Annotated in this window: 15 protein-coding genes; 3 read left to right on the forward strand and 12 right to left on the reverse strand. The window is 63.1% G+C overall.

Going from position 1 to position 22,229, the window contains the following annotated elements; genetic code table 11:
- Positions 1–129 precede the first annotated feature (129 nt).
- Complete coding sequence (locus tag ASE86_RS13670; RefSeq protein ID WP_162233342.1) at positions 130–642, reverse strand: M10 family metallopeptidase C-terminal domain-containing protein; 513 nt, start codon at positions 640–642, stop codon at positions 130–132.
- Positions 643–1,117: 475 nt separating this feature from the next.
- On the opposite strand from ASE86_RS13670, the gene ASE86_RS13675 reads away from it, so the two are divergent.
- Entirely contained in the window at positions 1,118–2,401 is a 1,284-nt protein-coding gene (locus tag ASE86_RS13675; protein ID WP_156347186.1) for a cytochrome P450, read from the forward strand.
- Positions 2,402–2,856: 455 nt separating this feature from the next.
- Here the strand turns inward: ASE86_RS13675 and ASE86_RS13680 are convergent, their stop codons facing one another.
- The 5 genes from ASE86_RS13680 to ASE86_RS13700 all read right to left on the reverse strand — a co-directional run bounded on the left by ASE86_RS13680 (position 2,857) and on the right by ASE86_RS13700 (position 8,991).
- Positions 2,857–3,906, reverse strand: a complete 1,050-nt coding sequence (locus tag ASE86_RS13680) for a hypothetical protein (protein ID WP_156347187.1) — start codon at positions 3,904–3,906, stop codon at positions 2,857–2,859.
- A 335-nt stretch (positions 3,907–4,241) separates the two neighbouring features.
- On the reverse strand, positions 4,242–5,930 hold the full coding sequence (locus ASE86_RS13685; RefSeq protein WP_156347188.1) for a hypothetical protein: 1,689 nt from the start codon (positions 5,928–5,930) through the stop codon (positions 4,242–4,244).
- Between the two features lie 536 nt (positions 5,931–6,466).
- Positions 6,467–7,258 (reverse strand): SDR family NAD(P)-dependent oxidoreductase, encoded by a 792-nt coding sequence (locus ASE86_RS13690; protein WP_056428062.1) that lies wholly within the window; start codon positions 7,256–7,258, stop codon positions 6,467–6,469.
- 47 nt (positions 7,259–7,305) lie between these two features.
- Positions 7,306–8,160, reverse strand: a complete 855-nt coding sequence (locus tag ASE86_RS13695) for an SDR family oxidoreductase (protein ID WP_056428065.1) — start codon at positions 8,158–8,160, stop codon at positions 7,306–7,308.
- Positions 8,161–8,190: 30 nt separating this feature from the next.
- On the reverse strand, positions 8,191–8,991 hold the full coding sequence (locus ASE86_RS13700) for a DODA-type extradiol aromatic ring-opening family dioxygenase (protein ID WP_200911556.1): 801 nt from the start codon (positions 8,989–8,991) through the stop codon (positions 8,191–8,193).
- Between the two features lie 147 nt (positions 8,992–9,138).
- Here ASE86_RS13700 and ASE86_RS13705 point away from each other — a divergent pair, with 147 nt between their 5' ends.
- Positions 9,139–10,026, forward strand: coding sequence for a LysR family transcriptional regulator (locus ASE86_RS13705; protein WP_235524117.1), 888 nt, complete (start codon positions 9,139–9,141; stop codon positions 10,024–10,026).
- Between the two features lie 271 nt (positions 10,027–10,297).
- Here ASE86_RS13705 and ASE86_RS15790 read toward each other — a convergent pair whose 3' ends face one another.
- From ASE86_RS15790 to ASE86_RS13715, 3 genes are all read right to left on the reverse strand, one after another.
- A complete protein-coding gene (locus ASE86_RS15790; protein ID WP_082441935.1) occupies positions 10,298–10,732 on the reverse strand; it encodes a lasso peptide biosynthesis B2 protein in 435 nt (144 codons plus the stop codon).
- Between the two features lie 76 nt (positions 10,733–10,808).
- Positions 10,809–12,491, reverse strand: coding sequence for a ShlB/FhaC/HecB family hemolysin secretion/activation protein (locus ASE86_RS13710; protein ID WP_056428070.1), 1,683 nt, complete (start codon positions 12,489–12,491; stop codon positions 10,809–10,811).
- Positions 12,491–16,753: a beta strand repeat-containing protein gene (locus tag ASE86_RS13715; protein WP_056428073.1), complete on the reverse strand. Its 4,263-nt coding sequence runs from the start codon at positions 16,751–16,753 to the stop codon at positions 12,491–12,493. The genes ASE86_RS13710 and ASE86_RS13715 overlap by 1 nt, the downstream gene beginning before the upstream one ends.
- A gap of 162 nt (positions 16,754–16,915) precedes the next feature.
- Between ASE86_RS13715 and ASE86_RS13720 the strand changes: the two genes are divergently transcribed.
- Positions 16,916–18,037 (forward strand): helix-turn-helix domain-containing protein, encoded by a 1,122-nt coding sequence (locus tag ASE86_RS13720; RefSeq protein ID WP_082441936.1) that lies wholly within the window; start codon positions 16,916–16,918, stop codon positions 18,035–18,037.
- Positions 18,038–18,071: 34 nt separating this feature from the next.
- Here ASE86_RS13720 and ASE86_RS13725 read toward each other — a convergent pair whose 3' ends face one another.
- The 3 genes from ASE86_RS13725 to ASE86_RS13735 form a co-directional block, all read right to left on the reverse strand.
- Positions 18,072–19,334: an MFS transporter gene (locus ASE86_RS13725; RefSeq protein ID WP_082441937.1), complete on the reverse strand. Its 1,263-nt coding sequence runs from the start codon at positions 19,332–19,334 to the stop codon at positions 18,072–18,074.
- A 465-nt stretch (positions 19,335–19,799) separates the two neighbouring features.
- A complete protein-coding gene (locus ASE86_RS13730) occupies positions 19,800–20,318 on the reverse strand; it encodes a DUF5681 domain-containing protein (RefSeq protein WP_156347189.1) in 519 nt (172 codons plus the stop codon).
- Positions 20,315–21,655, reverse strand: coding sequence for a site-specific DNA-methyltransferase (locus tag ASE86_RS13735; protein WP_082441938.1), 1,341 nt, complete (start codon positions 21,653–21,655; stop codon positions 20,315–20,317). The genes ASE86_RS13730 and ASE86_RS13735 overlap by 4 nt, the downstream gene beginning before the upstream one ends.
- Positions 21,656–22,229 lie beyond the last annotated feature (574 nt).

Raw genomic sequence — 22,229 nt, forward strand, 5'->3', positions numbered from 1 at the left:
GGGCGCTAAATGACTGCAGTTAGGTCCCTTCCGACGAGGCCGCAAGTGAACACGCGAATAACGCTCAGGTCGATTGGATGGCGGCTCGAACGTTGGGCCGCTGCTCCGGGTAGTAGCGGCCCTTCCTGTTTACAAAATGACATCGCCCAAGCCAATCAGCGGATGGTTGTCAAATGCGATCCGCATGTCAGCACGCGCGTCGCCGTCAAAGTCGAGCGCAAGCCAAGTGTTATCTCCGGCCTGATAAACTCGGCCCTCGCCGGCACGGCCGGTAAACTCTTGATATCCGCGCCAGATAACTGCCTGGTCGCCGGCCCGGTTTGCGTTGGCATCGATCTGGGAGAGATCGATCTTGTCGACGTCGTGTTGAAAATCCATGACGTAGTCGATAACGTCAGCCCGCCGATCGAATATGAAGCGGTCGAACCCGTTGCCGCCGTACAGCTTGTCGGCACCGGCGCCGCCATTCAGAATGTCGTCACCATTCCCGCCGTACAGCACGTCATTTCCGCCGTTGCCGAGTAGCTGATCGTTTCCGCCGCGCCCGTAGGCTACGTCGTTCCCACCGTTCATATCCATCAGGTCCGGGCTCGCGCTCCCTTCCCGTCGATCATCACCGTTCGTTCCAATGATAATAGGCACGCCGTCCCTCCTCGTCGTTGCTAGGGAGCAACGGCAGGTGCGAGCAATGTGTTCCATCGCGTCACTCGCTCCGGCTGGCGGCGGTAACGCTTGACCTACAACATGATGACAGTCGGCATGACCCTCCGTCAGGATTGCGAGACGCTGCCAATAACTGTTCAGTCAAATCTATAATCCACCGCTGGCATGCGTGTCGCCGTTTTCTGGCTCATAGGATTAGACGTGGCGTGGGGTGCGATCCGCGCGCGACCGGGTGCCCCAGTGCCACCTTTTCGGACAGTAGATAACCACACGATCCTTGCCGTTCACGCGGCAATCAGACGCTTGCAATCGGTCGTACTCCGAGATGAACCGACGTCTGTTTCTGGGCATACCCTGAGGCACCAAAACCGTCCGTAATTAGGTCAGCGCTGACACCTCGTCGTTATTGCCGTCCGGGCTCGCTGCATTGCCCGATCACCGTCAGATTTACGAGATGGACCGACTCCTCCCGCGATACATCTTCCGGTCCGATCAACCTAGCCTGTGGGCGATGGCAAGGCGTGGCGTCAGTGACATTGCCAGCGTGGTGCCGGATGCGATTCTGCATGAGCCGGCAGTTCAGCTCCCCGGCTCCGGTGCACCGCTGATCGTGGCCGATCCGGGGCTGGTCCGCGAAGTACTCAACGATCGTCACGGACGTTTCACGCGTGACCGGCTCATGCGTCGCCTTTTTCGACGTTCGTGGGGCGACGGAATTGCGGGGGCTGAAGGCGCTCCGTGGCAGCGCCAGCGACGGGCAGCTGCGTCGGCGTTTCGTCCTGCGGCTGTCGAGCAGCAAGGCGCCGCGTTCGCCGCAATCGCCGAGCGGGCAGTCTCTTCTTGGCCCGTCGGCGAACGCATCGACCTGACGCAGCAAGCTGCCCGCATCGTCGCCGAAGTCGTCTTCTCGGTGTTGGTCGATGGCGCCGGTCTCGTCGATCCAGCGACAGTCGCTTCCGATATGCCGGCGTACATTCGGCGCATCGCGGGATTTGGACTGAAGGATGTCGCGCGCCTGCCTGAGAGCGTGCACGATCGACTAAGCGGCATCGATCGCGATCCCGCGGTCCGCAGGATTAAGGCGGCGGCGCGCATCCTGGCGAGCAACCGTAGAGCCGATAGCCGGGACATGATTGCGCTGCTGCGCGACGTTGGTCCGATCGAAGACAATATCCGGGGCCTGCTGCCGGCCGCCATGGACACGACCGTCGTCGGGCTGAGCTGGACGCTATACATCCTCGCGGCGCAACCCGAATGGCAGGCAAGGGTCGCAGCGGAAGCGCGTGCGAACGACGGCTGCTGGACGCTGGATCAAATTCCGATCACGCTCCGCGTGGTCAAGGAGGCTCTCAGGCTCTACCCGCCCGCGCCATTCCTGGTACGAAGCGCGGCAGCGAGCGGCACGCTTGGCGGTTTTCCGATACGCAAAGGCCAGCCCATCTCGCTGAGCATCTATGCCATGCACCGACATCATAGATCCTGGCCCGACCCCGACCATTTCGATCCTGATCGCTTCCTTCCCGAAGCTGGTAGCACGCCAGCTTGGATGCCCTTCGGTGTTGGCCCAAGAAGCTGCATCGCTGCGCAATTTGCACTGGCAGAAATTGCGGTGATTGCTGCTCGGTTGCTGGCTGATCTGAAGTTGCACACTTTGGAACCCGCGCCCGAGCTCACACTCAGCGTGGCTTGTCGATCTGCCACCGGCCTGCACATCATCGCGAAACGAAGAGAGCAATAACAACCGCGGGCATTGAATCCGCTGTTACCGCTCGCCACCCGCTCATGGTCGTTGCGCAGCCTCACTGCCCCAGCTCGGAGCGGCCAGCTAACTACAATGAATGGACGTCCGCTTCTGGGACGGTGCTAACTGCATTTGAAAGACCGGAACTGGGTCAGGCTACGGGGGGAATTCGACAGCAGCTCACGACCAACACAGGTCGTTCAAATGGGCCACCTCGAAAGTCGGCTTATGACAGAAGCTGCCACCCAACGCTGCGAAGCGGACCGTCGGAAAGGCGCCCCAATTACGGACGTTCGACGCTGCGGTGTCGATACCGAAAGCGGTCATTTGTTGCCATTACAACGGATGCCGGCTGCCCTTCGCTCGTCCGCAGCTTCCGCTGCCTGATGGACGGTGACGACCATCATGCAGCGGAGATAGGAACCCTGTAACGGACCCTCCAGTACCCGCAGTCAACAGCCCGTCGTCCCGTCTGGCCAGACGATCTCGAATCCTTTGCCCTTGGGCCAGGCCAGTCCGAACCCGTTGTCGAACGCGAGGCTCAGATCATCGGCCCGGTCGACCTTGTCCTCGACCACGATCAGCTGCGGGCCGGTCCAGCCCTCGCGCTGCCGATAGTCAAGCAATTGCCCGATCGCGGCGCGGATCGCGTAGCGCAAGCTTGCCGGGTCGGTCGGCTTTACCTCAACCATGACCGCTGGGTTGCCGCCGGCAATATAGCGCAGATCGTCCAGCCCGCAGGTCGGGAAGGTCGCGCTGGGGTGATTGGCCATGACGTGCGCGGCAAACTTCTTCTGCAGCTTGTCATGACGCGGATGAACGGTGATCTCATAGCCCTTGATATAGCGCTCATAGGCGTTGCCGGCGGCTGCCCCGGCCCGCTTCTTGCGGCCCGCCCTACGATTGCGCTCGTGCGTGGTGATCGGAGGCACCGGATTACCCGCGATCATCGCCTTAATCACCGTCACGAACCGCGCCGCATCCCTGTTGCTTGTGTCGTGGGCATACCACCAGCTTGCCTGGCCACTCCAACCAGCGCCACGGCCGAGATCGTGTCTCCGGTCATTCGGTTCGAGGAGATACACATCGTCCCGGTGCGCGCGGACTCGGAACGAAGTAATGTCATCTCGCTCATGCTGGTCAGAGGGAAAGTCGTCGCCGAACTGTTGACGGTTGCGGTAGAGCCGAGCGTTGCGCCACCAGCCGACTACGGTTCGTGGATCGTGGCCACGTTTTGGCGCGGTCCACACGACGTCTAGCCCGTCAACATACTCCTCGGACCGACCGGCGCCTAGGCGCTCGATCCGTACCTTTCGATCGATCTTGCCCTTGATCGTCTCGAAATGGCCGTAGACGAACCCGTCTTCGCAGGGGACGAAATTGCATTCCTCGCCGCAATACCCCTCAGATACCGGGAAGCCGCCGCCGCCGAGCGGCGGATCCTTCTTGGTCCGGCCGGCATAATGATTCATCCAGGCGATATTACAGAACAAAACCGTCACGGCATGTCTCCTTCGCCGTAGTCGTGGCATGGGATCGGGCGCGAGGCGAACAGGTTACCGGCCAAACCTTCATCGATCCGGTACTAGTCGGCGGCAGGATTGCGTCCCCAAAATCTCGATCATTCCCGACCCGTTAGAACTGATCCCGAGAGCTACCATTCGCTCATGCATCAAACAAATGATTTGGTGCGGAATATTGCGGTCCATCGCATTAATACGATGCGGAGGGACTCAGAGCTTTCTCGCCGATTGTCTCGAGGTCTTAGCCCCTGAAATAAGGACCATGTCGTTTTGGCATCAGCTAGGCGATGATTGCGATCAGGGCGGCTCTCCGTTCACTTTGGGGCAAGTGTTGCCACCATCGGGGCGGGCGGGGCTTCGCGGATTGCTGAAAAGTTCCATGGCGGCACCGCGATCTCGGCGCTACCGGGGCTTGCCCCCTCGCGGGTGCCGGAAAAGGTTCCGGCCACGCTACAGATCACCCGGCCGTCGGCTGGCACGAAGTCGAAAGAGCCGGGTTTGTATTCCAGCGTGAGCTTAACGCTCCGCATGCCCGTCATGCCGTTCAGATCGATGGCCTTGATGGAGGGCTGAAAGGGGGCGGCTCCCTCACAGGTGACCGTCAGATTCGAGGCACTGGCGTTGATCGTGGCTAGGCGAGCATTGTCTTTCTCGACCAGCCGGTAGCTGGCGGATTGCGTGTGGGCTGTGCCGGCATCGGTGGCCGCCAAGTTGATCCGGGCGAAGTCGGGACCATCGAGTTTCAGCAGTGCGCGGCGATCGGCGAGCTGGATGGCGGTGCTCTGCACGGTGAGAGTCGCCGCGCCTGCGTCCGTTCCCGCGATCGAAGTAGCCTTGAGACGCAGTTCGTGGGCAATCTTCGGATTGCCGGTAAGTTGGAGACGCCATTCGAACAGGCAACCCTCAAGCGAATCATCCTCGTCGATGCGCTGTTCGCGTAAACTAAAGTCACCCTCTACCGTCATCGCCCAATAGGCCCGATTGCACAGCGCTGCCGGGATGTGGGGCATCACCGCGCGAAAATAAAAAGGATCGGCATCGACTGTTTGGGGATTGTCGAGCCGGGCGGTGCGCAGCTCGAGCGTCTGGACAAGCCGGCCCGCCAGCACATCTGGCTTGGGCAGGTCGATGAGTGCCGGGTCAGCGAGGATCGCGGTCTCCACGTCTTGGCTGGCGCTAACTAGCCGTGAATTGGCGTCGAGATCGGTCTTAAGCTTGCCGACCACCGGTCCGAACCCAAACCCGCCGCTTGCCTGCGCCCCCATCAGTGCATCCTGCTGGGTGTTGCGGGCCGTGTAGATCGAGATCGCCTTAATCTCCGCCGCAATCCTAAGATCTCGCGCGGCCAAAGCCGGCCTTTCGCGGTAAAGCAGCCACAAATGCGCTAGGTAGGCCGCTTTGGGCGTGTCCGCAGACAGAGCAATACCAGCATAATCTACACCGCCGAGCGCGATCGCATACGGCGAAAGCGCGTGCCCGCCAAAGACATAAATCGACGTCGCCGACTTACTGGTAACCGCAGCGGTGGTCGCGGCCTTGAAGATCGCGGCATTGGCATCGATGCTGCCTGCCGCCGTCACCAGTGTCACGCAGTTGTGTTCAAGCTGCTCGGAATCGTGAAAGGGGACGGTGTTGATGCCCTGGCGCTTGCCCCAGAAAGCTGGCAGGCGATCGGAGGTCGCGGTCCAAACGGCTCCGGACTTACTGTAGATCACCCCCCAGCGCCGATCGAGCGATTCATCGTCCAGGTAATCGACCTCGCTAGTCAGCCGGTCCTTGATCGGATCGAAGCCGAGAATATCGGCGGGAATGGCCGTCCGCTCGTCCTTATCCGCGACCTTCTGTTTGCGCAGCTTGTTGCGGCTGAACGTCTGGCCAAGGCAGCGCTGGGCAACCTTGGTGAAGGCTCCGTCGAGTTTGTTGAACAGCGTCCCCTTCTTCGTTTCGGCCTGCCCAGGAGCGGCCAGTCCCAGCGCGAGCACACTCGCTGCCAGCCATGTCACTGCACATCCCTTATCCATGACTTATGCTCCCCCTATTCGCCGCGCCCCCGCACAACATCCGGACCATATCGCATCTCTCCGGACAGGTAATGTTGTATTTCTGCTACCATCCTTGTGATTGTAGAGGTCTGGCAAAGGCAGCCGCAATGCGACCCCGCTCGGACGAGAGCGGAACGTCAGCAGATGACAAGAGCGGACATTCAGCCCCCGGCTCGTGAACCGCGGATAAATCCTAACATAAGCCATTCCCGGGTGACCGGCTCGCCTCGCTCAAGCGGTCAATCCCTTTGCATGAACAAGCGGCAGGTTTAGGGCACAGAAAATGTGTGCGTGAACGACTGGAAATGGGTCTACTCGCTGCGGCCGAGCAACCAATCGCGAGGAGATCGATCTTTGCCGGCGGCTTCGCAATTCTCGATCTTCGCCTGCCAACAGCGGGAAAGCGGCCCCTGCGGGCGTCCCTCACGTCGATGGGCGCCGCCGAAATCCCGTCACCGGTTGGCTATCGGCACAGGGCCGGCTGGGCCAGCCGTGGGTCAGGCGATCGTATCAACCACACCGCCATCGACGCGGAGCGCCGCACCGGTGGTCGCGGACGCCTGTGGAGAGGCGATGTAGACGCACAGATTGGCGACTTCCTCGACCGTGGCAGCGCGCTGGATGATCGAGGACGATCGATGTGCTTTGACGAAATCGGCCCCGGCCTCTTCCAGCGATTTGCCCGAGGCGACTTCGTCCGCCAGCATCTCGGCCACACCCTCCGACAACGTCGGACCGGGAAGGATGGCGTTCACCGTTACGCCGGTGCCCGCCATGCGCTTGGCTAGGCCACGCGATAGGGCAAGGTCGGCGGTCTTGGTCACGCCATAGTGGATCATGTCCGCCGGGATGTTCAGGCCGGATTCCGAGGACAGGAACAGCACGCGACCCCAGCCCTTGTCGCGCATCCCCGGCAGATAGGCCCGGGACAGGCGCACGCCCGACAGCACATTGACCCGGAAGAAGCGTTCCCACTCCGCGTCCGGCGTTGAGAAGAAGTCCTGCGGGCCGAAGATGCCGGCATTGTTGACCAGAATGTCGACGGCCGGAAGCGCGGATACGATGGCATCGCATCCGGCTTCCGTTCCGACGTCTCCGGCCACACCGCGCACATCGGCACCCGCGACCTCACGCTTCAGCTTGGCTACTGCCTCCTGAGTGCGGTTAGTGTCGCGCCCGTTCAGGGCGACGATCGCCCCGGCTGCCGCCAGCCCCTTCGCGATCGCAAAGCCGATCCCGGCCGTCGAACCGGTCACGAGCGCCGTCTTGCCGGAAAGGTCGATGTTCATGCGGTGTCTCCAGGGATGGTCTTTATCGGTCGGGGTTGTCCGTAACGTCAGGCCTGCGCGGCAAGTTGCGCCCGCACAGCGTCGGCCAGCGGCGTCGTCGGACGTCCGATCAGCTTCGAGAGTTGGTGGCCGTCATCGAACAGCGCGCCCTTCGAGGCATCGACGTCCCATGCCGCAAGTCCCTCGGCGAAGCCCTGGGGCAGGCCGACCTGCTTCAGGATCGCAGCGTGATCGGCCTGCGGCAGATCGCGGTACGGGATGTCGCGGCCGGTCTGGCGCGAGATCTCGGCGGCAAGGTCAGCAAGCGTCACCGCGTCGTCACCAGCCAGCTCATACGTCTTGCCCTCATGGCCCTCGCTGGTCAGCACGACGGCTGCGGCCTCGGCATAATCGGCGCGGGTCGCAAGCGACAGGCGTCCCTCGCCAGCGCTGCCGACGAACGCGCCATTCTCCAGAGCTGCCGGGATCGAGGCGGTGTAATTCTCGGTGTACCAGCCATTACGCAGGAGGGTCGTCGCTATACCGGACGAAGCCAGCAACGCCTCGGTCGCACGGTGCTCTTCGCCCAGGCTGATCGGCGAGCGGTCGGCGTGGAGCAGGCCGGTATAGACAATACGCTTGATGCCTACCTTCTTGGCGGCCTCGATGACGTTGCGGTGCTGCGGCTCGCGCTGCCCGACTTCGCTCGACGAGATCAGGAGCAGCGTGTCCACACCGGCCAGCGCCGGAGCGAGCGTCTCGGGCTTCGCGTAGTCGAAAGCGCGTGCCTCGACGCCCAGATCGTCGGCCTTCTCGGGCGAGCGCACCAGCGCCACGATCGGCTCGCCGGTCGACTTGCGCTTCAGGCTTTCGATGACGAGGCGGCCGAGCTGGCCGGTCGCTCCGGTGACGGCGATGGTCATGACAATTCTCCTTCGATGACGCGTTGAGAGTCAGTTGAATCGGAAGCCGGAGATGGCGGTCGACAGGACTTCCTCGGCATAGACCCGGGCGCCTTCGCCCTCAGTTGCACCGGCCGCGACCATTAGGGGCAGCAGATGCTCCTCCTTGGCGGGGGGATGGGCGAACCGCGCCGAGGGCGCATCGGCCCAATGCGCCAGACGCTCGGCCCGCTGCGGACCGCCCAGCTCCATGCTTTCGGCCAGCCACTGGTCGAACGCCTGCGAGCCGGGCGTCGAGCGCGGATCGCCATAGGCGCGCATGTTGTGAAAGCTCATGCCAGAGCCCAGGATCAGCACGCCCTCCTCACGCAGCGGCGCGAGGGCGCGGCCCGCAGCGACATGGAGCGCCGGATCCAGCCCACGCTCGACAGACATCTCGATCAGCGGAATATCCGCATCCGGAAAAGCCACCTTGAGGGGGACGAACACGCCGTGATCTAGGCCCCGCTTTGCGTCGACAGAGGAAGGGATGCCCGCATCCTTGAGCAGGGCCGCGGCATGGGCGGCGAGCGCGGGTGCGCCCGGCACGTCGTAGCGCAGCTGATAGGTATGGGGCGGGAAGTTGTAATAGTCGTAGATCAGCTCGGGCCGTTCGGCGCCGGTGAAGGCAAAGCCGTCCGTCTCCCAATGTCCCGAGACGACAAGGATAGCCTTGGGCTTCTCGGCAAGCGAGTTCGGCAGGCTGCGCAGGAATGCTTCCATACCGGTCCACACGCCGCGCGGATCGTCCATGAAGAAGCAGGGGCCGCCGCCATGCGGGATGAAGTAGGTGGGCTGGACGCTCATGGTCATACACTCCGGTACAGGCGCCACGGAGGCGGCCTGGATCATCGATCTGTTGGCCGGAATATGTGCCCGCTATCGCGCAATGATAATCGCTCGCGTAGAAGGATCACCTTCAACCACGGGTAGGAAGTCATGGCGGATCGGTTGACAGGTATGGACGTGTTCGTGCGGGCGATCAGACTTGGTGGCATCTCTGCTGCCGCTCGCGACCTGCACATGTCACCTGCGATGGCGGCCAAGCATCTGGACGCCCTCGAGGCGCGGCTCGGTACCATGCTGATCCAGCGCTCGACGCGTCGGCTGTCGCTGACTGAGGCTGGCGCTGACTATTTCGAAAAGGCGGAACGTATCCTGATGGAGATCGGAGAAGCCGAGGCGGAGGCATCCTCGCGTTCGATCACCGCGCAGGGGCTGCTGCGCGTCAGTGCACCCGCCACCTTCGGCGTCCTGCACCTTGCCTCACTCGTCCCGGCATTCTCCGCGCGTCATTCCGAGGTGACAATCGAATTGGGGTTCAACGATCGCTACGTCGACCTGCTGGAAGAGCGATGGGATGTCGCGGTCAGGATCGGGCGCCTTGCGGACAGTGCGCTCGTCGCCCGCAAGCTCGTCGCGATGCGCGTCGTGCTGTGCGCGGCGCCCTCCTACTTGGCGCGGCGCGGAACGCCCACCCGCCTAGCCGATCTCGGCGATCACGATTGTCTCGGTCACACCAATGCGTCGCTGGCAGGAACGACATCATGGGCGTTCGGCAAAGACGGAACGATCAAGGTGCCGATCTCAGGATCGATGTGTTCCGACAATGGCGAGGCCCTCGTTCGCGCCGCCATCGCGGGCCAAGGGCTGGTCTATGGGCCACGCTTCATTGCGACGGAGGCGCTGCGAGCCGGTCAGCTTGTCGAGCTTGAACTCGACGAGCCGCCCATGACGCTGGGCGCGGCCTATGCCATCACGCATCCGACCAGGCGGCCCGCCGCCAAGACGCGGGCGTGGATCGATTTCCTAGCGCAAACACTGCCGGCTTTTGGCGCGGATTGGTGAAATGCCATGGCGGGAGATGGCGTCGAATGTGCTGAAACACCATCGTTTGCGGGCGGCCGACGAACAGCGCCGGCCGGCTAAATCGCTTCCTGTCATGCGCTAGCACAATTAGGTCGACGAGGTGGGCTATTCGCCTGAACGAACGACTGCTTTTGGAAAGCCTTTAAACCACGCCGAGTGGCCGCAATTGGGTCTGATTCGCTGAGCAATGAAGTCCCGCCTGATCGATCCGAAGGCGACTCTCCAACTGCTTTCCAAAGAAGCGCGTCGATCACCCCGTTGACGACGTCTTCCACGCCATGATTTTATAATAGTCCCGAGCGGATTGCTCGCCCATCACGACGCGGGCATCTACTTCAATCCAGGCATGGTGTGTCGGCCTGTGTCCGTCGTTACTTGGCGGGACTATTCCTAAGCGCGGGCAAGAATCGACGCCGCGACGCGTGAGCATCCAGTGCGTCGCCATGGCGCGTGGCAGGCAGTGATAGCGCCGTCGGCGATCGGCCTGACGAACAGCGCGCGTCACGGTTTCGATTCCGGCAGTGTCGATGAGCGCCATGCGATGTTCCCGGGCATCATCGCCAAGCTGAACTTTCCAGCGCCGCCAGAAACTTGAACCGCTAACCGCGACCAGCAAACGTGCGGCAGCGAGCATGATAGCCGCTTCGGCGACACGGGCAGCGCGGCTCACACCTTCGACAGACATCGTTGAGGCCTCTCCATGCTGGCTGCTAGCAGGAGGGGTCGACCGTTAATCGACGCTGCTCGGGATCGATAAAGGATCACAACGTCACCGAGAGCGACAGCGCGAGCCGATCGACACCATTCAACCGGTCAAGCCGGGAGAAGCCATGGCCGTATTCCGCACTTGCGTTGATCCGACCGCTGGCGAAGCTCGCTCGTGCACCTACGCCGGGATTGAACAGCGTATACGATCCAGCTTCGACTGCCGTCGGACGACTGAACCAGCCTTGGCCGACTGCGCCGAAGACGTAGGGGGAAACCCGCAGCCAGCCGGTGGGGCGGGGTGCGCGGGTGACCTCGGCGCGCAGCGTAGCGCTGCCGTCGACCGCAGTGACGCCGCCGATGTAGGACGACAGTGCGTCTGACCCTTCCAGCTGTGCCTGCTCGGATCGGAACAGCGCCTGCCCGAACGGGAGCTGCGCACGCGCGGTCGCCGACAGGGCTAGGCGTGGCGACATCGGGCGAAGCAGTCGTGCCGTCACCGCAAGCTTCGTAAAGCCACCGACCGCGCCCTGGCGCGAAACCGGGGCAGCGTCATCGGCGCGGCGACCCAGCCCCTCGCTAAGCTGCGCCACCAGCGATGCCGCGCCGCCGTTGCCGATCGCGGAGTTCCACGCAACTTGCGCACGCGCGACGGAGAAATCGTCGATGCTGATCGCGGTGGCGAAGTCGATCGCCGTATTGGCTTCGCGTATCCGCTCGACCGTCAGTCCTGCGGTCAGCGCGCCCCGACGCGATCGCGACAGGACGTACCCGCCGCGCAGGGTCAGCCGGCGCAGCGTGCCCCGGATGCGCGGCACGCCCGGCACCGGTTCGGGCTGGGTGCGCGAGAAGGTCGCTTCCGGGTTGAGGGTCAGTCGCGCATCGCCGATCCCGATGATGCCGCCGCCGCTGAGCACGCGGACCGGCGCGTCGGCGCGAAACGCGCGCGGCAGGTCGTAGCCGGTGACCGCGAAGCCGTAGATCTGCTCGCCCAAGCCCAGCAGCGAATTGAGCGAGATTTGCCCGGTCAGTGCCACCCGCCCGAGCGACGGGTTCAGACTGTTGTCGGCGCTAAGGCTGCCGGTCACGGGCCGGTAGCGGCCGGTCAGGATCAGCTGCGTGCCGCCCTCGGTCTCGCCGCGTGCAAGCGTCGAAGCGATCGTCAGGCCGGGGACGTCGCCCGCGATCAGCAGCGGCCGTTCGATCGCAGCGAGCGTCAGCCCGCGCTGTCCGGCAAGCATGCCCGCGCGGCGCAGAACCGGCGCGCGGAGCCGCGTCGGCAATCTGTCGACGTCAATCCGTTCGATAAAGCCGTTGACGATGCGGATGACAACCGTCCCGCCCGCTGCGATCTCCTGCGGCGGCACGGTGGCACGGACGAAGATGTAGCCGCGGCGGATGTGCGCAGCCTCGATCGCGCCGGCGGCGGCGTAGATCTCGGCGAGTGTCACCGTACGCCCGGCCAGACGGTCGGCGATCGCGTGCGCCGCCGCCGCGACTGCGGGCAGTGCACCATCAACGCGAACCGCCGCGATGCGCACCGACAGCCCCTCGCTACCCGGCGGCGGCGTCAGGCCACCGGGCGCGGGCAACTCTGGTGGAGCGTCGCCCCCGGTCACTGGCGGACGCAGGTTCGGCGGCGTGATCGAACTCGGCGCGGTCGCCTGCCCATGGGCGACCATGGGCAGCGTGACCGACACCGCGGCGGCTATTAGATGCCGCCGCAGCAGACGTTCCATCAGTTTGAAGTCTCGTCGAGACCATTGTAGCGACCACCGGCGCGGATAGTGCCGTAGCCGCGACCCCCGGCGGTGCCGTTGACCGATCCGGTCGACGACCCGCCGGTGACGGTTGCACCCTCGACGATGCCGACCAGGCCGCCGCTCTTGCCGGCCCGCCCGGTCACCGCGCCGCTCGCGCTGCTGTTGGCGACCGTCGAGTTGTAGAGCAGCCCGACCAGACCGCCGGCAGCACCCGTCGCGCTGACCGCGCCACTTGCGCTCGACGACGCGATCGACGTGCCGGACGCAAAGCCGACCAAGCCGCCGACGTACGCCGAACCCGTCGATCCGTTCACTCTCACCTGCGATGTTACCCCGCTAATGCTGCCGCCTTGCTGCAGGCCCACGAGGCCGCCGACGCTGACATAGCCGTTGACGGTTCCGGTGACCGTCAGGTTGCTGATGGTGCCCGCGGCACCACCGAACAGCCCGACGTTCTGCGTACCCGCGCGGTTCACGCTCAGGTTGGACAGCGTGTAGCCCGCGCCGTTCAGCGATCCGGTAAAGCCGGTCGCGGTACCCGCCCGTCCGACATCGGCATAGCCGACCGAAGTATAGCCGGTCCCGTTCCACAGGCCGCCGGTGCCGTTGCTGCCCAGCGGTACGAAGCCGGTCGACGCCCACATCCCCGCCGACGTCGCCGCGGTGCCGAGGTTCGCACCGGTTTCGGCAAGATCGATGCTGCGATCGAGCGTGAATGCACCGCCCTGCGTCGCGGCCGTTGCGTTGATCAGCTGCAACGCATGGCTGTTGGCGATCATGCCACCACTGGTCGGCACTTCCCACGCGCCGAACGGCCGCGTCTGGCCATCGAAGAACACCCAGTTGGCGGCAGTGAAGTTCGCGTAGGCCGATTTCCCGAAGGCGTAGTTGGCGGCGCCGGCCTGGGTCGGATCGCTGGTCACCGCCGTTGCCAGGGACGTGCCGTTGTTCGTTCCGATACCGACAGCCTGGCCGGTCGAGAAGCTGTCCCAATAGTTGTTGCCATTGACGGTGGCATTGTTGGACAGCGTACCGATCAGGCCGCCGCTGTTCGCGCCACTCACCGCGCCGCTGGCATAGGTGTCGGTCAGCATCGGATTGCCAAATCCGATCAGTCCGCCCACGGCGGTAGCGAACTGCCCCCCGCTCACCGCGCCGGTGGCGTAGCTGCGGGTAATGTTCTGGGCGAGTGCTCGTCCGCTAAGCCCGCCGACGGAAACGAAGCCGCCCGATTGCGTACCAGTGTAGCTGACCGAGCCGCTCGCCCAATTTTGATTGAGCGCCGAGGTACCGGACTGCCCGACCAGCCCGCCCACGGCGACGATCTGGCTGCCTGCCGGCGTCTGGCCGACCGTGACCGGCCCGGTCGCGAAGCTATTCGAAATGGCGGCACTAGTCAGGCCAACGAGGCCGCCAACATTCATGGGCGAGCTGGCGGTGTTGCCGGCGACGGTGACACTACCCGTTGCATAGCTGCCGGTGACCGCGCCCCGCGTAGTGGCAACGGCACCGACCAGACCGCCGGCGCCGACCTCCGACGGACCGGCCTCGACCGAAACATTTCCGGTTGCATAGCTGGATGAAATCGCGCCGGTCAAAAGAGCGTTGGAGCCGGTGCTCTGTCCGACCAGACCACCGGCGTACCGGATGCCAGTCCTGCCGGCGGCGACGTTGCCTGTCGCGAAACTGTTGTTCACCGTGTAGCCGTTGAGCAGCCCGATCAAGCCACCCGTGCTGACCGTGGCTGACCCGGCGCCGGTCACGGCACCCGATGCCGACGACCCGCTGATCGCAGCCGAACCGCTCGTGCGAACGGCTTGGCCGACGAGGCCGCCGACATTTGTCTGACCCGAAACGGCGCCCGATGCGGATGATGTCGTGATCGCACCGGCGCCGTCGGACCAGGCGATCAGTCCGCCGGCATTGTTGCCTGACCCCGTAACCGAACCGCTGGCGCGCGCGTTCGTCACCACTGCGTTATTCTTGATATAGCCAACCAATCCGCCGGTGTGGTTCACGCCGCTGACATTGCCCGTCGCATAGACGCTGCCCAGCGCCGTTCCCACGATGCTGCCGCCATCCTGATAGCCGACGAGGCCGCCGGTCGATGAGCCGGTCGAGGTAACGGTGCCGGTGGCGTAGGCGTCGGTGACGGATGCGGTGTTGTACCCGACCAGCCCGCCGACACTGCCGGCGGCCCCCGTATGGTTGACGGTGCCGGTCGTAAAGGCATTGGCGATCGATCCGGACGCGGCTCCGAACAGACCGCCCATATCGCCGCCCAGCGACGTGGCGTTACCGGTCGTCGATACGCGGTTCGCGGTCCCGCTGAACACACCGGCCAGGCCACCGGTCTGGCTTTGCGTGCTGGTGTTGACCACGTTCATGCTCGAACGCGAATCGGTCAGCGTGCCGCTGAACGAACCCGCCAAGCCCCCGACCGACTGGCCATTGCCCGAAATCGTCCCGGCGACGCTGGCGTTCGTGACGGTGCTGTTGCCGGTGATGCCGATCAGGCCGCCACTGCTTCCGGCGGCGCTGATGTTGACGCCGGTCAGCGCAATGTTCCGGATTGTCGCCTGACCGGCGCCGATCAGCCCTTGCGAACCGCTAGTCGGGCGCGCGATCGTCAGGCCCGAAACCGTTCGGTTCTGGCCGTCGAGCGTCCCGGTGAACCCGTTGCCGATGGTGATGCCGGCACCGTCGGTACCGATCGCTAGCCAGCCGAGCCCCGCGTTCCAGTTCGCCGAGCCGCTGGCATCGATGTTATTCGCCAGTGCGAAGCTGTTTGCCAGGAGGCCCGACGACGCGATCCCCTGGAGGCCATAAGCATCGGCGATCAGATACGGCGTGGCGGTGGTGCCATCGCCGCCGAGCGCGCGCAGGAAGCTGGCGCTGCCCGGCGAGACGCGGAAGTCGCGCGCTGCAAAGCCGGCGAGCGTCGCCGCGTTCTGTCGCCAGTTGCCCGAGGTCAGCGCAAACGTGCCGACATTGATCGCACCGGCCGCGGTGATCGGGCTGCCGGTCGCCGCGGACAGCGCCAGCGTGCCATTGGTGCCGGTCACCGTGCCGTTCAGCGCGATGGTATCCGCCGATTGAAGCCGCAGCGTGTTCGCGCTGGTCCACGATGTTGCCGCGCCAATCGTGATGCCGCCCGTCGTGGTGATCGCGGTCACGTTGCTGGCCGACAGAAGATTGCCCAACCTGGTCGGAGTATAGGCGCCTGCCTGTTGAAGCGTCAGCGTACCGGTCGAACCGCTCCGCGCGGTCGTGTCGACGGTAAGCTGCGAGGCATCGATGGTTCCACCCGAAAGCGTTATCGTGCCGCCGTTGAAACCGGCCGTAGTTGCGCCTGCATAGAGATAGCCCAGCCCGCTGATCCCACCGCCCCCGGTCGTCGATATCCGGATCGTGCCGCCGTCAGACGTCGCGCTGTCGGCATTAAGGAATCCGCCCACGTTGATCACGTTGCGAGTTGCATTCTGTGCGGTCGCTGCCGACACTTCGATCCGGTTCCCATTAATTCCGCCCGAGGCCTCGATCAGGGGCGCCCCGTTGGCGGTCAGTGCTGCGGTCGGCACGCTGACGCTCAGAAAATTGCCGCCGTTGATGTCGAGTGTGATCGCCTCACCGGAACCGAGCGCGACCCGCCCCCCATTCACGCGAAGCGTGCCGAAACCGTTCGACACCGTGCCGCCGAGCAGCGCTGCGAAGCCGGACGCGGTTATCGTGCCCTGGTTGTTCACCTGGGCCGACGCGCCGGTACCGGTGAAATTGTTGACGCCGGCATTAAAATCGCCGTCCGTGATGTTGAGCGTCGAGGCGACGAAACCGCCGCCGGTGTTGACGGTACCAGTCGAGGTGATCGCAATGCCGTTCGGGTTGACGAGGTAGACCGTGCCGTTCGCCCGGATGCTACCCGCGATCGTCGACGACGTGCTGCCGGTCACGCGATTCAGCGTTGCCGCCGATGCATTGGGCTGCCTGAAAACCACCGAGTAGCCCTGCGCGACGTCAAAGCTCTGCCAGTTGATTACGCTGCGATCGCTAGTCTGCGTGACCGTGAGCGTCGAGAGGTCAAAGCTCTTTTCAATCGTCACGTCTGCGGGCGTGACAGGCGTCCCGCCGACGGGCAGATTCTGCGCCTGCGCGACACCCGCTCCGAGCAGCATCACAGCGCCCAGCGCGCTGCTCGACATGACACGCGCCAACCGCACGCGACGTTCAACCTTGATCATTTTGAGCTTTCCCCGTCTCGAACCCCGCCGAAAGCCCGATCGCGGCGCATGATCGCGCCGTTCCAGCCGCCGACACCGGAAATCTGGCGGATCGCCTGACAGACGAAACGCGGCCCCCGGTTGCTAAGGCAAATGTAATATGGATTAGGCTCGGGCGTGTTGATGGCGTCGCGTCCCACAAGTGAGACGCAACGAAATAAGGTTGCGGGCATTGTTGCCGCCGCGGCTGATCGGCGCTTCGCGCGGCGGTCGGGCGGGCCGCACACGAGACTGGAAGGTACACGGCTCTTGAAGATGGATGTCAGTGACCGGCTGGATTTCGACAGCGATGCCTTCCCCGAAGACCTCCGGTTTGAGCGTTACCGTACGCTATACGGCATCATGACGGAGGTGCTGCTGACCGGGCCTGCGATGCGCGCGCGCGTCCGCGCGTGGCGGCTCGACCGGATATTGATCTACGATCGCAGGCTGCACGACGTCGGGCATAGCCGCGTGCCCGAGAGACTGGCCGCAGACAATTTCGATCACTTCACCGTCACACTGTTGATCAGCGGCGGCATCACCTTCCGATGTGACGGCACGACCCGTCGCCTTCAGCCCGGCGAGGCGATCATCCTGAGCACCGCGATTCCTTACGAAAACCGGATGGACAACGCGCATGTCGTGACCATCTCGATCGCTCGCGATCGGCTGACGAGTCTGATCGAGGATGTCGATGCGCTTCAGGGCGTGGTACTGCCGGCTGCGCGGGTGCGACTCCTTCAGGACACTGTCCTGGTTCTGTTGCAGAACCTGCCCGACATGGCACGTACCGTGGCGAAGTCCGCCGCCGACATGCTCATCGCGCTCCTGGCCGTGGTGATTGACAACAGCGGGATCGACCGCGGGGCGGCGCAATCGGCGGAAGCCGAACGGCTCGCCCAGCTGCGCCGGATCGTCGAGACGCATTTGGGCGATGCCGAGTTCGACGTTGCCGCTCTGATCCGGCTCTCGGGGCTGTCGCGATCGACGCTCTACCGCACGCTTGCCGCACAAGGTGGCGTTCAGGCGTTCATCCGGAGCCATCGCCTCGAGCATTTGCGACGACGTCTTGCCGATCCGGCCGAGACGCGAAGCTTCTCCGCGCTCGCGTCGGCAGCCGGTTTCGACGACACCAACGACGCCAACCGCGCGTTCTTCGATCGTTATGGCGCGCGTCCCGGAATGTATCGCCAGGTCATCGCGGCGGGCAGTGGCGTCGACAGTCTTCCTACGCTGCGCCTCTGGCTGAGCGAACTACGCTAGGGCGCTTAGGCGCCTATACGATCTACGACGCCGCCTACAGGGTGGCGCGCGGCTCGGCTCGACGACGATAGAGCATCAGCATCGCGGCCCAGGTGAGGATCGACCAGATCGCGCATGTCGTCGCGGTGGCTGCCAACGCTGCGCCAAGGTTGTGCAGATGGCCGGCGATAGCGCCGGTCAGGATGGGGCCCAGTCCGACGCCGACGAACGTCACCGTGCCCATCAAGGTCCCGTTACCTGACATCGCACCGTCCGCGGACAGGAGCTGCTGCCATCCGAAGATCGCGCCGAACAGCGCGATGGCCAACAGATAATAAGCCACGACGAAGGCTGCGACCGTACCGGCAATACCGTCTGCCGCGACCCCGACACCGATGAAGCCGGAGGCCAGGATGACAGCTGCGACCACGACGAGCGGTGCGATGTGAAAGCCCGTGCCCAGGCGTCGCATGAGCGTGCCACCTGTCAACTGACCGCCGGCACCGGCGACGATCGCCTGCACTCCCGCAACGGTGGCTGCGGTCGGAATGGTCAGCCCGCGTTCGTGCAGTAACGTCGGCAACCAGCCGACGAAGCCTTGAATGAGGACGAACGGCGCCGTAGCCAGCAGCAGGTAGGCGAACTTGACTCCGGTGGGCGGGATGATCGACGTTCCCGCCTCAACCGTCGGCGCTGCAACCGAACGCTCCCGCGCATGCCAAAGCACCGCAAGGAGGATGAGGTTTGGAACTGTCGTGACGGCGAATACCCAGCGCCACGGCGCCCCAGCCGCCACGAACCATTGCAACGCCGCGACGGCTGCCGCTACCAGAAGCAACCCGGCGCCCCGCCCCAATGACGCAGCTGCAAGAAAACGTGCCATCTGACGCGTGCGCAGTGGCAGAACGACGCTTGCATCCGCCAGCAACGTCAACGCCGCAGGAATAAACAGCGCCTGGCCGAACCCGAGAACGGCTCGGACCAGGATCAATTCGGTAAGCGATCGGACGAAACCCGTGGCGAGGCTCGCCGCAGCGCCAAGCCCGACACCGACCAGAATGCGCCACGTCGCGTTGTTCGAAAACCGCGGAGGCAAGACGGCTAGCGCGACGAGGCCGATAACATATCCAAGCGTGAATATCGTACCCAGCATCGCCCCGGCGACCGCATCCGACATGGGGATATCGTGTCGAATGAGAGGCAGCAGTCCGGCGATCTTCGACCGGTCCGCGAACGCCAACATATGCCCGATCGCGAGCCAGAAACCCATCGATGCGGCAGACGGCTTGGTCATCGAATCTGAGATGCGTTTAGACATTCCCGTGCCCAGTAGCGTTGACGTCGTTACCGCTGAAGGTGAAATCGACTTATCTCGCGAGTTTTAATCACAACGCCGTCGACGATCGCGTCACGTTCGAACGTCGCTCCACCGCTGTGTTCACTTTTTCCCGAGCCGGTATCTACAGGAGAGCGGCCGTGGCGCAGATTTGGGCACGATTGAAAAGGACTGTAGCTCTGATCGGGAAGTGATCTCAAACGGTCGGGCGCGTGCCGAGCTGCTCAAAGCGTTGCGCCTACTTATCGATCTGAAGCCGAGGCAGGGGGCGTGCTGGAGCGGTTCGTGGACCGGGCCGCTGGTGACGGCAGGGCAAGTAAGGGGGAGGCGCGGAATAAGATAGCCTTCCGCTTGCAGGGGCGCCTGAACAAATGGCCGAAGTTGGGAAGAAGGAAGAATGGTCTGAATGTCTGCCGATGGGTCATCGCGACAGCGTCATAACTTTTATCAGTTATCGTCCTCTTCTGGTAAAATGTTCGGACCAAAGATACGTATGCGTTCGGCGCGGGCTTCCTGACGCTCTCGCCTGCGATCCGCTTCAAATTCGGCAAACTCGTCGAGCTTGCCCGTTGCCTTGCACGAGAGCCGTTCGAGTTCTGTTAGCTCGTCATCTGAAAGATTCTCGAGACTCCAGACCAGCTCAGCCTCTTCCGGCTCTGGCGTCCCGAATCGCTCCATCAGTTTGAGCCCTTGCTCCGCTGCTCGCTTACCACCGCTCACCGCGTCCCGTAGCGTCCGCATCAGGATCGCTTCCCCGACTGACACGGTACGGGTGTGTCCATCCATCCGCACTTGCACGGTTCTAGCTAGGTTTTCTCGGACCAAGGCTGCAAAACCCTTTGCCCCCTTGGGCCTACCGCGGGGATTTCCCGAACGTCCTTTCTTAAATTGATGCTCCTTCGGCGGGCGCTTGTACCCGATCTGATAAATAGCATCGTCATCGTCGCCTGCGGTTTCATCGTTCACCGGCTTGACCTCGCTGCCTGCGGTCGCGTTTGTTCGAGACGATGGGCGGCGGTTTTGAAATCGTATATGTCGCCGGTGCTCGCATTGATCGGCGTAACGCCTTGCTCACGCGCAAACCGGAACAATGTGATGTCCACGTAGCCTGGGTCGAGCTCAATGAGCCGTGCACGCCGGCCTGTTCGTTGGGCTGCAAGCATCGTGGTGCCGGAGCCGCCAAACGGATCCAAGATAATGCCGTTCTGAGCCGAGCAGTCATAAATTGCATCTGCAACCAAGTCTGTCGGTTTGACGGTTGGATGCATCGCCAATGCTTCGTCCCGATCATGTCTGAAGCTGTTCATTCCAGCATAGGTCCAGACGTTGGTTCGGCTCCGTCCAAAGCGCCCAAGCTCGACATTGTTGATGTGACGGGCGGTTCCGACCTTAAAAACGCCGACCAGCTCGTGTTGCGAACGATACAGCGACCCCATTCCTCCGTTCGTTTTGACCCACACGCATATGTTCTTGGTTTCACTATAGACCCGTGCACCAGCGGCAAGCAGATCGCCGATGTGTCGCCAGTCCATGCATACGAAGTGAATGGCGCCGTTCGCGCTGGCTTCCGCGGCCAGTTGAAGTGAACAGGTCAGAAAACCGGCAAACTGGGAGGCAGTCATCTCGCCCGAGGCCATTGCAAACTCGCTGTGTCTAGCTTTTCCCAAACCAGACACATGACCCTTGATAGGCACATTATACGGCGGATCGGTAAAAACCATCTGCGCTTGCTCAGCCCCCAGCAGTGCCTGGTAGCTCGCAGCGTCAAGCGAATCGCCACAAAATACGCGGTGCTCTCCACACAGCCAAAGGTCGCCGCGCCGTGCTACAGGCGCCAAGGAACCGCGTTCGGGTAGCTCTGGCTCATCGGGCTTCGTAGCATTTGCGGCGACTGGTCCGACAAGCAGGTCGATCTCGGCAATCTCAAAGCCGATGTCCGTCAGTTCGAAATCGAGATCGATGTCGGCCAAATTCTGAAGTTCGATCGCCAGGATATCTTGATCCCACCCGGCAAGCTCAGCCAGCTTGTTGTCTGCAATGACGTAGGCGCGCTTCTGCGCGGCACTGAGATGTTCAAGGCGGACCGTTGGAACTACGACCATGCCGATCTGGATGGCTGCCGAGACGCGTCCATGCCCGGCGATAATTTCGTCGGCACCGTCGATCAGCACCGGGTTGTTGAATCCGAAAGCTGCAATGGATTTTGCTATTTGAGTGATCTGCTTGCGGCTGTGTGTGCGCGCATTCGAAGCATTCACTCGCAGCTCAGCGGGGTTACGATCAGTAATGTGCAAAGTGGCCATGGTGGTCTCCTCAGCCCCCCATTAATCAGCGAAATTACGGTACTGCAACAAGCTTCTAAGTGTGCCCTAGGAGGCCCGTAGAGGGGTCATAGAGCGGCTTTCTGGCGCCCGGATGAAATTTCATCCCAACGGATGACTTCCCATTTGTATGTCATACGCAAAAGTACGCATCTAAGTCGCGAATGCGGGTCGAAATGGCCTTTAAGGGCAAAAAAACTGACTACCACGCTTTCGTCAATCGTTGCGTTATCGAAACAACGCGCAGTTTTGCGTCGTTCACTGATTCGCGAGCATGGGATGTTCGGTGGGCGGCCTAGCAACCTGCGGCGCCGGGCGCGCGCTGTTCATAGTGCATTACAGCGCAGGCCTTGAGCCGATCGATGCAAAATTCCCTGGATATGTTTTGCCACTCGCTCTTCGAACGTCATATTTCCCTGATCCAACGGGTAGGGAACTCGATTAAAAAAGCCCAAGCATAAGCGGCTCAGGCGGCATGATCGCATTACGTATAACGGGTTTTTGATTATTTTCCCTGATAATGGGTATTTAGCTACGGAGACAGGTTCGCAGCCGA

This window comes from Sphingomonas sp. Leaf33 (genome assembly GCF_001421785.1).
Classification (GTDB): Bacteria; Pseudomonadota; Alphaproteobacteria; order Sphingomonadales; family Sphingomonadaceae; genus Sphingomonas.

Coding starts and splice junctions, on each gene's coding strand:
- ASE86_RS13675 (WP_156347186.1), top strand. CDS start 1,118: ATGGACCGACTCCTCCCGCGATACATCTTCCGGTCCGATCAACCTAGC.
- ASE86_RS13690 (WP_056428062.1), bottom strand. CDS start 7,258: ATGAACATCGACCTTTCCGGCAAGACGGCGCTCGTGACCGGTTCGACG.
- ASE86_RS13695 (WP_056428065.1), bottom strand. CDS start 8,160: ATGACCATCGCCGTCACCGGAGCGACCGGCCAGCTCGGCCGCCTCGTC.
- ASE86_RS13700 (WP_200911556.1), bottom strand. CDS start 8,991: ATGACCATGAGCGTCCAGCCCACCTACTTCATCCCGCATGGCGGCGGC.
- ASE86_RS13705 (WP_235524117.1), top strand. CDS start 9,139: ATGGACGTGTTCGTGCGGGCGATCAGACTTGGTGGCATCTCTGCTGCC.
- ASE86_RS15790 (WP_082441935.1), bottom strand. CDS start 10,732: ATGTCTGTCGAAGGTGTGAGCCGCGCTGCCCGTGTCGCCGAAGCGGCT.
- ASE86_RS13710 (WP_056428070.1), bottom strand. CDS start 12,491: ATGGAACGTCTGCTGCGGCGGCATCTAATAGCCGCCGCGGTGTCGGTC.
- ASE86_RS13715 (WP_056428073.1), bottom strand. CDS start 16,753: ATGATCAAGGTTGAACGTCGCGTGCGGTTGGCGCGTGTCATGTCGAGC.
- ASE86_RS13720 (WP_082441936.1), top strand. CDS start 16,916: ATGGCGTCGCGTCCCACAAGTGAGACGCAACGAAATAAGGTTGCGGGC.
- ASE86_RS13725 (WP_082441937.1), bottom strand. CDS start 19,334: ATGTCTAAACGCATCTCAGATTCGATGACCAAGCCGTCTGCCGCATCG.
- ASE86_RS13735 (WP_082441938.1), bottom strand. CDS start 21,655: ATGGCCACTTTGCACATTACTGATCGTAACCCCGCTGAGCTGCGAGTG.